This is a genomic window from Myxococcus vastator, from assembly GCF_010894475.1.
GTDB classification, from domain to species: Bacteria; Myxococcota; Myxococcia; order Myxococcales; family Myxococcaceae; genus Myxococcus; species Myxococcus vastator.
In genome coordinates, this window is sequence record NZ_JAAIYB010000310.1 from 1 (window position 1) to 10,424 (window position 10,424).

A 10,424-nucleotide genomic window follows, 5' to 3' on the forward strand; every position below is an offset into this window, starting at 1 on the left:
CCCCGGACCGGGCCCCCCCGGCGCGTCCATGGCGGTGGGCAGCGGGCCGCCCCACGCGGCCTCCTGGGCGCGGGTGAGGAAGCGCTCCACCGCGTGCGCGTAGTGCGCGGCGTCCATGGGCTGGCCGGCCTGGGCCCCGGCGCCCTCCACGCCCGAGCCCAGCCACGGCGCGGCGCGCAGCATGCGGCTGAGCGCGGCCGTCACCGCCTCCTGGACACCCCGGGCGTCGGCGAAGCGGACCTCCTGCTTCTGGGGGTGCACGTTGACGTCCACCGCGCGCGGGTCCACGTCGATGTGCAGCACCACCACGGGCTGGCGCCCTGCGGCGAGGAAGTCCTGGTACGCGCGCTGGATGGTGCCAATGAGGCCCCGGTCCCGGATGTAGCGGCGGTTGACGAAGGTGTAGAGGCCGCGCGCGTTGTTGAAGGTGAACTCGGGCGAGGCGGCATACCCCGTGACGGCCACGCCCAGCCGGCGCTCCTCCACGGGGAACAGGTGCGGGTGGGCCGTGGAGCCCAGCGCCGCGGCGATGCGCTCGCGCGGGTCATCCGGGCAGGCCGCGCTGGAGAAGAGCGTGCCGCCCTCGTGCGAGGCGAAGAAGCCCACCTCCGGGTACGCCAGGGCCAGCCGCACCACGGCCTCCTCCGCGTGCTTCAGCTCCGTGTCGCCCCGGCGCAGGAACTTGCGGCGCGCGGGCACGTTGAAGAACAGGTCCTCTATCGTGATGACGGTGCCCGTCCTCGGCGGCGCGTCCTCCACCAGCGGTGGCCCGCCGCCCTCCACCGACACCCGCGTGCCCACCTCGGAGCTCGCGTCCGCGGTGTGAAGTGTGAACCGGGAAACGGATGCGATGGCGGGGATGGCCTCGCCCCGGAACCCCATGGAGTCGATGTGGAACAGGTCGTCCAGCTCGCGCAGCTTGCTGGTGGCGTGGCGCTCCAGGCAGGCCACGGCGTCCGTGCGCCCCATGCCGTGCCCGTCATCCGACACGATGATGCGGTCCACCCCCCCGCCGTCCAGCTCGACGCGGACCGTGCTGGCCCCGGCGTCGATGGCGTTCTCCACCAGCTCCTTCACGACGGAGGCGGGGCGCTCCACCACCTCGCCGGCGGCGATCTTGTTGATGAGGACGTCGCTGAGACGGGCAATCCGGGACATGACGGCCGGACACCCTCCGCCACCCAGGCGACGTTGTCCAGCAACACAACAGGCGTCGCGGCTGACAATCCCAGGCGGCTGGGCTAACACACGGCGCCGCGTATGGACGTGTCACGACCAGGCAAGGGGCGGCTGCGCATCGCGGTGACCGGCGCGAGCGGCGACTATGGGCGGCTCCTGCTGTCGCGGCTGGACCAGGACCCCGACGTGGAGAGCATCCTCGTGCTCGACGTCACCCGGCCGGAGGGCGACAAGGTGGAGTTCCACCGCGTGGACCTCACCCGGTACGACGCCGAGAGCGAGCTCACCGACGCGCTCACCGAGCGCCTCGTGGACGCGCTCTACCACCTGGCGTTCCTGTTCGGCCCCATCCGCAACGGCTCCCTGGCGCACGAGCTGGAGGTCATCGGCACCATGAACGTGCTGACGGCGGCGGGCCGCTCGCGGCTGCCCCGGCTGGTGGTGCCCTCCATGACGGCCGTCTACGGGGCGCGCGGCAACAACCCCGCACTGCTGCGCGAGGACTCGGCGCTCCAGGGTTGCCCGCACAGCCGCTTCGTCACCGACAAGGTGGAGGTGGAAGGCCAGGTGCGCGCCTTCCGGGAGCGGCATCCGGACATGCGCGTGCTGGTGCTCCGCTTCGCGCCGGTGCTCGGTCCCTCGGTGGACAACCCGGCCACGCGCTTCTTGAAGAACCCGGTGGTGCCCACGCTGATGGGGTTCGATCCGCTCTGGCAGGGGCTGCACGAGGACGACGCCGCGCGGGCCTTGCACCTGGCCCTGCGCGCGGACGCCTCCGGCGAGTTCAACATCGTGGGCCACGGGGTGATGCCGATCTCCGGACTCATTCAGCAGGCGGGCGCGCGGCCGCTTCCCCTGCCAGGGCCGTTGTTCCGGGCCGGCCTGCATACGTTGGACGCCGTGGGCGCGGGCACGTTGCCCGTGGCCCTGCTCGACTACATCCATTACTCATGGGTCGCGGACGGCGAGCGCGCCGAATCCGTACTCGGGTTCATCCCCCTCCACCATGTCAGAGACGCCGCTGCGGCGCTGAAGAGGAGCTAGTCATGGCCAAGGGCGTCCTTGGGAACGATCCCTTCAAGCGCGGCGCCGCGTCGCGCCCCACCGAGGCTTCCACGCCGGGTGGCGAGGAGAAGGCCGCCGCCGCGGAGACGGTGACGAAGAAGCAGCCAGGGAATGGCGGGATGGCGGCCGCGAAGGCCGGTGGCAAGGCGGCCTCCGCGAAGCCGCGCAAGCACGAAGCCAGGAAGACGCCCGCGAAGGCCAAGGGCGGCAAGGCGGCCGGAGGCAGGAAGGGCGCCCCGGCGCAGCGGGCGAAGGCCACGGCCCACGCTCAGCCGCCGCATGCCACCCGGGACGCCGCCCACGGCCCAGGCGACGCCGCCCTCCCCTTGCGCGAGCCCGCGGCGTCCACGCTGGACACACCAGCTCCCGGCCCGGTGAATGATGCCGGGGCCCTCACGGCGAAGCAGCGCGACGTGGACCATGCCCTGGCGGAAGCCCTGGCCGCCGACGTGGCCGAAGCCACCGCCACCGCCGCGGTGGACGCGGCGCTGGGCGCACGGCCCGGCCCCGACGCCGAGCTCGAGCGGCTCATGGCCGCGGAGCTCGCGACCGAGCTGGCCGAAGCCGCGGTGGAGGAAGCCCTGGAGCAGGGCTCACCTGCCCAGCCACAGGAGCAGGAGCAGGAGCTCGCCGCCGCCGTGGCCGCGCAGGTGGCGGACAGCGCGGCGCGGGCCGCCATGGACGAGGGGCGTGCCCCCCCCGCCCCGCCGGAGGCTCCGGCCGTCACCCGGTGGGAGCAGGAGACCTCCGTCCGCGTCGTGGTGACGCAAGAGGCGGACACCTCCGCGGTGGAGCCGGAGGTGGAGCTGCCGGATGCCACGCGCGACGAGTTCCCGCCCGGCCGCAGGGGCCCGCTGTCGCTGGTGCCGCCGCCCGCCGCGAGCGCGGGTGAGTCCGCTCGGGAGTCCTTCGCTCCGGAGTTCGGACGCGGTGAGCCCGAGGGCGTCCGTCCCCTGGCGGAGCGCGCCGTGGCGGCCCTGTCCCTGGCGCGTGACATCGCCGGGCAGGCGCTGGCGAGCGAGAGCCTGGCCCGGGCGATGCTCGCGATGGGCGGGCTGAAGGACATGGTCCGCGCGAGCCTGGGCACCGGCGGTGGCGCGAACCTGGACGCGTACGGCAAGGACCCCTCGCTCGTCGAGCGACTGGAGCCCGTGCTCGAGTTCCTCTATTCGCAGTACTGGCGCGTGTCCGTGCAGGGCGTGGACCACGTGCCGCCGGGCGCGGCCATCCTGGTGGCCAACCATTCGGGCGCCCTGCCCTACGACGGGCTCGTCATGTCCATGGCCCTCACGCGTGAGCGCCCGGACCTGCGAGAGCCGCGCTGGCTGGTGGAGGACCAGGTCTTCCACGCACCCATGGTGGGCACGCTCTTCAACCGCCTGGGCGCCGTGCGGGCCTGCCCGGAGAACGCGCTGCGGCTCCTGGACGAGCACCGCCCGCTGGTCGTCTTCCCCGAGGGCTACCAGGCCCTCAGCAAGCCCTTCGGTGAGCGGTACCGCCTGAAGCGCTTCGGCCGCGGCGGCTTCGTGAAGCTGGCGCTGCGCACCGGCGCGCCCATCGTCCCCGTGGCCATCGTCGGCGCGGAGGAGACGTCGCCCCTGCTGGGCCGCATCCCCGCGTCCTTCCTGGGCCTGCCCTTCGTGCCCCTCACGCCGCTGGGCCCCCTGCCCCTGCCGGCCAAGTGGAGCATCCGCTTCGGCGAGCCCATTGGCGTCGAGGACCTCGCCCCCGAGGCGGCGGACGACCTGGGCGAAGTCCAGCGCCTCACCGAGCGCACCCGCGAGGCCATCCAGAGCATGCTCCAGTCGCTGCTGCGCGAGCGCCGCTCCGTCTTCGCGGGCTGACGCGCACGGCACCTGGACAGGCGCGGCGTGGGCTGGAGACTCAGCCCACCACGCGGTTGCGGCCGGACGTCTTCGCCTCGAAGAGCTTCTCGTCGGCGTCGCGCACCAGCTCCCCCGACTCGCGGTGGTGGGGCTCCAGCACCGCGAGGCCCACGGACACCGTGACGGGGATCGCCTGCCGGTCGAACTCGAAGCGCTGCTTCTCCACCAGCCGGCGCACCTTCTCCGCGAGCTGGCGCGTGCCGACCAGCGACACCTCCGGCAGCAGGATGGCGAACTCCTCGCCGCCGTAGCGCGCGAACACGTCCTCGCGGCGGATCTTCGTGCGCACCGTGGACGCCAGCTGCTTGAGCACCGAGTCACCCGCCAGGTGCCCGTACTTGTCGTTCACGGCCTTGAAGTGGTCGATGTCCAGCAGCACCAGCGACAGCATCCGCTCGTAGCGGCGGCTCCGCGAAATCTCCCGGTCCAGCTGCTCGTCGAAGTAGCGCCGGTTGTAGATCTGCGTGAGGCCGTCCATCGTGGTCAGCCGGTAGATTTCGTCGTGGTACGCGGCCTCGATGTTGCCGCCGGCGATGTACTTGAAGATGGTGCGGCCAATCTTCACCAGGTCGCCGTTGCGCAGCTCGCGCACGCCCTCCGCCAGCTCGTCGTTGACGAACGTGCCGTTGGTGGAGCCCAGGTCGCGGATGCGCACGCCCTCGCGCGAATTGGTGATGCTCGCGTGGTTGCGGCTGACCGACTCCTGGTCGATCTGGATGTCCGCCTTGGATGAGCGCCCGATGAGCGTCTCCTCGGACCTGAGGTCGAACTTGCGCCCCAGGTCCAAGCCGTAGATCACCACCAGCGCCGCGTCGAGGTTGACCGGCCGGTCGGAGATCTTCGAGATGACCGTGACGACCGTCTCCTTCTGCACCTTGCCTCCCGGGACAACAACGCTACCACCCGGCAAATCAAGAAAGCGAGTCAGTGCATGGGAATCCAGGTGGGTGTTCCCGCACTCGGGCCTCAGGGAAGGTCGACCTGCCGGGTCGCGGTGACAGGGGGGCGCAGGGGGTCACCCTCCAGGTCCACCAGGGTGGCCACCAGCGACACGCCCAGCCCCGAGCACGTCGCCGGGAGCTGCAGCTCCGCCTCGCCGCGTCCCGGCGCCAAGGGGGCGGCGGCGAACAGCACCTGGCCGTCGCAATCCGTGCCGCCCCGCAGGCTGACGCGCACCTGGCCTTCGCCCCCTGGCCCCGTGCCCAGGCGGAAGCCGGAGACGCTCACCCGCACCGCGCTGCCTCGGGCCAGCCGCTGCCCGTCCGCCTCCGGGTGGCGCCACGTCACCTCCGGCCGGCCCAGGCTCAGCGTGGCGACGGCCTCCGTCAGGTCCGCGAGCCGCTCCACGCCCGGGCCCTCCGCGGCCACCAGGCGGGACGGGCCCTGCCCCATGCGCCGGTCCAGGCCCCGCACGCGCAGCGCCTCCACCTGGAGCTTCGCCCGCGCGTCCCGCGGCAAGCCGTCGAAGGTGCGGTCCTCGAACCCCAGCGGCGGCCGGGGAACGACCACGCCGCCGTCCGTGTCGTCCGGGTCCATCAACACCGTCCAGCGGCGGCCGGCGCGGGTGGTGAACTCGGCGCGCACCACGCTGGCCCGTCCGTCCACCTGGGCCTGGAACTCGCGGCCTTCGAGCTCGCCGTGGGCGTCCCCGTCGAAGTTGTAGCGAGCGGACTCCGGAAGGGAGAGGAAGCTCAGCCCCGCGTCCACGGGCCGCAGGCCCTCCGGGTCGAACTCCGGCCTGGGCAGGTTGGCCACGAGCGCGCTGGTGGCCACCGTGCCGTCCTGGGCGTGGTGCCCCGACGTGGCCGACACCACCAACCGGTACGGCAGTCCCTCCAGGCCCCGATGCGTGGGCGCCATGCGGACAGGCACCAGCCCGGGCCGGCCCAGCCGCGCATTCGCGTCCGTGTTCGGGTCGGCCGGCGCCACGTTGGCCGCGGCGCCCAGCCCCAACGGCACCATGCCCCGGCCGGGGACCGCCACGGTGGCCACCACATAGGCGCGGTCCAGGTGCGCGCCCCGGTACTGAGGCAGCGACGGCACACGCACGGCGAAGGGGAACGACAGCCGCACGCCCGGCGCTCCCCGCTCGAAAGGCAGCGCCTGCGCGTACTCGGCCGCGCGGGTATCCGGCTCGCCGGTGAGGATGCCGGGCGTGGGCGCCAGGGTGAAGCGGGCGTCACGCGACAGCGCCGACGAGAAGCGCGTGGAGCCGGGCAGCAACTGCCCCAGTTGCAGCAGCGGATCCATCCCCGGCGCCAGCAGGTTGAGGGGAAGCTCCTTCAGGGGGAGCGCGCCCGTCAGCGCCCAGGCCGTCCGCGTCCCGCAGGCGCCCGTGCGAATGGCCAGCTCCGCGTCCAGCACGCCGGGCAGCGAGTCGTCACACACCCCCGCCACGCCCGGGGCCGCGACCTCCGGCATCGCGCTGCCCGTCAGCCACAGCGCGCTCCCCGACGGCAGCGACAGGCGGTCCGGGCCCGTGCCCAAGGGGAGCGCCAGCTCGCGCTCCGGGCCCAGGAAGGACTCGGGGGCCAGCTCGGAGGGGAGCCCCGGCACGGACAACCCCATCAGCCCCACGCGCAGCGAAACCGCCGTCGCGACGGTCTCCGTCAGCGTGGGGAACGGGCCCTTCACGCCGCCGAAGCGGTCCAAGGGGTTGCGGCGCAGGGCCATCCGCACGTCGCGGAACTGGCTGGCGTCGTGGCGCGCCAGCGTCAGGTAGCCGTAGTCGGGGTGGAAGGCGGAGAGCGCCACCTCCCCCTCCGCGGGCACCCAGGCGGCGCCGTCGGCGTTCGTCACCATGGCCGCTTCCGGGTCGCCGTCGCCATCGGACACCGCGACGACGGCCAGCGGCACCGGGCGCCCGGTGAGCGCATCCACCACCAGCACGCGCACCCCGCCCGGGGCCACCTCGGCGGGCAGCACGGTGACGCGCGCATGGCAGGAGGCGCTGCCCACCCGGGCCGCCAGCGCCAGGTGCTCCGAGGCGGGCTCGCCCAGCACGACGGAGGCCTGGTGGCCGTCTCCGCCCCCGACGACGGAGGCGGACAGCGCCTCCCACGCCACGCCGTCACGCAGCACCAGCGGCGCGCCCGTCGCCTCGCGCACCCACACCCGGAAGTCCACCGTCATGCCCGGGGTGCCCACGACGACGTCCGGCGTCACCTCGCACGCCACCGCCCGGGCCTCGGACGGCGGCGCGCCACACGCTCCGTCGCGGCACACCGCGCCCGGGGCACAGTCCGTGTCGGCGGCACAGACGACGGGCACGCACCGGTTCATGTCGCATTGGCAACCGGCGCCGCCGGCCTCGTCACACGCGGCCAGCGCATGAGCGCCCCGCCGCGCCTGGCCGCAGTCCTCGCGCGTCAGGCAGGCGGGCTCGCAGCGCGAGGTGGCCGAATCACAGAAGAAGAGCGCGGGGTCCGGGCAGTCCTGATCGACGGAGCAGTAGGTCCCCTGTGGGAACGGACCGATGGGGAGGTCAGCCCCCATGTCCATGTCGCCGCAGCCGCTCAGGCACAGCAGGACACAGGCCAGGCAAGCCAGCACGAGGGGACGGGGTGTGGGACTCATACGGATGCGGCTCCGGGGGGACCGTCCGCGACCTTACAGGCAGGACGCGCGCTGCGCGACGGTACGCGGCGCCGGCCGCCGCCCTTCGAGCCCCATCATAGCCCGTCCGCCCGCCGTGCGCCCCTCCTCCGCAAGCGACAGTTGGCTTTCGGGGGTAACGGATCGATGATCGCCCCCCGATGGCCCGTGGTGAACCCAAGTCCCTGGAAAGTCTCCTTCCCCGCGTCCTGGCACGCCTGGCGGGAGAGTCCGGCAAGGGCCACGCGCTGGCGCCGGTGTGGGCGGCGGTGGTCGGTCCGCACCTCGCGCGCCACACCACCCCCCAGGCCCTGCATGGAACCACCCTGGTGGTGGCGGTGACGGGCGCCCAGTGGGCCCAGTCGCTGGAGTCCGAAGCGGCCTCGCTGTGCGAGCAGCTCAACGCCCGGCTCGGCCCCGGCACGGTGACGGCCCTCTCCTTCACGTTCCAGGTGGCGCGCCGATGATGATGGCCCTGTTGGCGCTCAGCGCCTTCCTGGCCGCCGCGCCGCCGCCGCCGTCGTCCGGCATGGAACGCAGCGCCGCCCAGCACGTCAGCCGCGAATTCGAGCGCGTGGGACGGCGCGTCCCGGTGGAGGACCCGAAGCTGACCACCGCCGCGCGGCGACTGGCGCACGAGGCCCTCACCGAATACACCACCGGCGCGCCGGGCCTCTTCACCCTCACCTCCGCCGTCAGCGACGCGGGCGCGGCGGACCCCTCCCCCCGGGCGCTGGTCATCCGGGCGTGGGTGCCACGGCACGCCATCGAGACCTTCCTCGACCGCGACGACTTCAACAGCGAGCGCGCCTCGCACTTCGGCGTGGGCGTGTCCGTCCTCGGCAAGCGCGCGGCGCTCGTCCTGCTGCTGGTGGACCGCAAGGCGGAGCTCCAGGACTTCCCGCGCCTCATCGCCCAGGACAAGCGCTCGGCCGTGACGCTCTGCGGCGCCCTGGTTTCTCCGCTGCGGCGGGCAGAGGTGTACGTCACCCAGCCGAACGGCGGGGTGACGCTCATGCCCGTCCAGAACCGGGGCGCGCGGGGCGGCTTCTGCAGCCGGCTCGCCTTCGCCACGCCGGGCACGTACACGGTGGAGGTGGTGGGACGCGCGGACGGCGGGCCGGAGGTGGCGGCGCTCTTCCTGGTGGACCGGGGTGAACCCCGAAAGCACGCCGCCATCGAGGACACCGCCGAGCCCACCACGCTGGAGGACGCCCGCCGGGCCGTCTACGAGCGCATCAACGCCCTCCGCCGCGCCCACGCGTTGCCCGAGCTGTCCCCCGACGCCGTGCTGGAGCAGGTGGCCCTGGACTACAGCGCGCGCATGTCGAAGGAGGGCTTCTTCGCCCACATCGCCCCGGACGGCTCCACCCTGACGAAGCGCCTGCCGGCGGGCGCCCGCTATGTGCGCGCGGGAGAGAACCTGGGCCTGGCCGCGGGGCCGCTGGCGGCCCACTTCGGCATCGAGCACAGCCCTGGCCACCGGCGCAACGTGCTGGACCCGGGCTTCCGCTTCATGGGCGTGGGCGTGGCGTTCCACACGGTGAACGGGCGCGAGGAGGCCGTCCTCACCGAGGTCTTCACCGTCGCCCCACCCGCTTCGCCGGAGCTGGCGGACCCGCGGCAGGAGGCCTACGACGCGCTGAGCCGGCTGCGCGCCACCCGCAAGCTGCCGCCCCTGACGCGCAACGCCGCCCTGGAGACACTGGCCCGCGCCCACGCCACGCGCGCGCTGGAGCTGGACCAGCCCTCTGCCCAGCCCGGTGAAGCCCCGGTGCACGACCGCGTCTTCGAGCTGCTGCCCGACGCGGGGACGGCGTCCGTGGACTTCTTCGTGGTGTCGGACCCCACGGCGATTCCGGAGTCCCGCAGCCTGGCCGACGCCACGAACAACCGCGTGGGCGTGGGCGTGGTGCGGGGAGACTCCCGCCGCTTCGGCACGAATCAATACTGGGTGGCCGTCATCTACGCGGCCGTCCCCTGAGGTCCCGCACGCAGACGCCGTGCGGGGTGCCCCCGGTGGGTGTGGCCAGGGGCGTCAACGCCAGGAACCCCGCTCAGACGGGCCGGCGCTGCGTGGCGTAGGCCTCGAGCCCCATCTGCGGCGGCGCCACCTGCTGATACATCGGGCACTTCATGCAGGTGAACGACTGCCAACCTCGCCGGACGGCTTCATCCAGGCAGTTGTCATACTGATGACAGTTGAGGTTGCGGTGGGTCTCGACGCCGGCACGCTTCGGCCCGGCTTCGGGGTTGATGGTTTGTGGCAGATCGGCTGGACACGGCTTCATGAAGCCCTCCCTCTGAACTGTTTCCCCCCCGAGCGCTGTGAACGAGCAGTGCTACCTGACGACAACGACTGGACCCGCCATGCGACGACGGACCGGAGTGGCGCTGAGCGGCGGCGCAAGGTAGTGATTCACTCCGGGTGACGCAATGGGTCGGCTGTTCCTACCCAAGTGCACGTAATCGCCTGGACGCTTTCAGCGAATGACATCGGGTGATGAACAGTCAGGACTGGCCCGACACCGCGCGGATCTAGGACTTGTCGCGCCCGCTGTCAAACCACCCTCCCTCCAGGGCAAGGGGAATGATCGGTGTGTGCGTCCCGTTGGCAGGCCGCAAAGCCGCGTCGTGAAAGGAAGACCACATGAGTTTGAGTGGGTGGGTCGTGGGGGTGGTTGCTGGGATTTCGCTGGG

The 10,424-nt window shown here is 72.9% G+C and carries 8 protein-coding genes; 4 read left to right on the forward strand and 4 right to left on the reverse strand.

Features of this window, described 5'->3' with window-relative positions:
• On the reverse strand, window positions 1-1,158 hold a 1,158-nt coding region (mutL, locus tag G4D87_RS25870), incomplete at its 3' end, for a DNA mismatch repair endonuclease MutL (RefSeq protein WP_163784975.1).
• Between the two features lie 102 nt (window positions 1,159-1,260).
• Between mutL and G4D87_RS25875 the strand changes: the two genes are divergently transcribed.
• Complete coding sequence (locus G4D87_RS25875; protein ID WP_163784976.1) at window positions 1,261-2,223, forward strand: SDR family oxidoreductase; 963 nt, start codon at window positions 1,261-1,263, stop codon at window positions 2,221-2,223.
• A gap of 2 nt (window positions 2,224-2,225) precedes the next feature.
• On the forward strand, window positions 2,226-4,088 hold the full coding sequence (locus G4D87_RS25880) for a lysophospholipid acyltransferase family protein (protein ID WP_163784978.1): 1,863 nt from the start codon (window positions 2,226-2,228) through the stop codon (window positions 4,086-4,088).
• Between the two features lie 40 nt (window positions 4,089-4,128).
• Here the strand turns inward: G4D87_RS25880 and G4D87_RS25885 are convergent, their stop codons facing one another.
• Window positions 4,129-5,004: a GGDEF domain-containing protein gene (locus G4D87_RS25885; RefSeq protein ID WP_163784980.1), complete on the reverse strand. Its 876-nt coding sequence runs from the start codon at window positions 5,002-5,004 to the stop codon at window positions 4,129-4,131.
• Between the two features lie 92 nt (window positions 5,005-5,096).
• Window positions 5,097-7,682 carry a carboxypeptidase-like regulatory domain-containing protein gene (locus G4D87_RS25890; RefSeq protein WP_240358612.1) on the reverse strand — a complete coding sequence of 862 codons (2,586 nt, stop codon included), beginning with the start codon at window positions 7,680-7,682 and terminating at the stop codon, window positions 5,097-5,099.
• Between the two features lie 203 nt (window positions 7,683-7,885).
• Between G4D87_RS25890 and G4D87_RS25895 the strand changes: the two genes are divergently transcribed.
• Together G4D87_RS25895 and G4D87_RS25900 are read left to right on the forward strand one after the other, a co-directional pair.
• On the forward strand, window positions 7,886-8,191 hold the full coding sequence (locus tag G4D87_RS25895; RefSeq protein WP_163784984.1) for a DciA family protein: 306 nt from the start codon (window positions 7,886-7,888) through the stop codon (window positions 8,189-8,191).
• Window positions 8,191-9,708, forward strand: a complete 1,518-nt coding sequence (locus G4D87_RS25900; protein ID WP_163784986.1) for a CAP domain-containing protein — start codon at window positions 8,191-8,193, stop codon at window positions 9,706-9,708. The genes G4D87_RS25895 and G4D87_RS25900 overlap by 1 nt, the downstream gene beginning before the upstream one ends.
• Before the next feature lie 73 nt (window positions 9,709-9,781).
• Here G4D87_RS25900 and G4D87_RS25905 read toward each other — a convergent pair whose 3' ends face one another.
• Window positions 9,782-10,015 (reverse strand): hypothetical protein, encoded by a 234-nt coding sequence (locus G4D87_RS25905; RefSeq protein WP_002636478.1) that lies wholly within the window; start codon window positions 10,013-10,015, stop codon window positions 9,782-9,784.
• Window positions 10,016-10,424: the final 409 nt, after the last annotated feature.

Excerpts from the sequence above, each read along its gene's own strand:
- G4D87_RS25875 (WP_163784976.1), top strand. The coding sequence starts at position 1,261 with ATGGACGTGTCACGACCAGGCAAGGGGCGGCTGCGCATCGCGGTGACC.
- G4D87_RS25880 (WP_163784978.1), top strand. The coding sequence starts at position 2,226 with ATGGCCAAGGGCGTCCTTGGGAACGATCCCTTCAAGCGCGGCGCCGCG.
- G4D87_RS25895 (WP_163784984.1), top strand. The coding sequence starts at position 7,886 with ATGGCCCGTGGTGAACCCAAGTCCCTGGAAAGTCTCCTTCCCCGCGTC.
- G4D87_RS25900 (WP_163784986.1), top strand. The coding sequence starts at position 8,191 with ATGATGGCCCTGTTGGCGCTCAGCGCCTTCCTGGCCGCCGCGCCGCCG.
- G4D87_RS25905 (WP_002636478.1), bottom strand. The coding sequence starts at position 10,015 with ATGAAGCCGTGTCCAGCCGATCTGCCACAAACCATCAACCCCGAAGCC.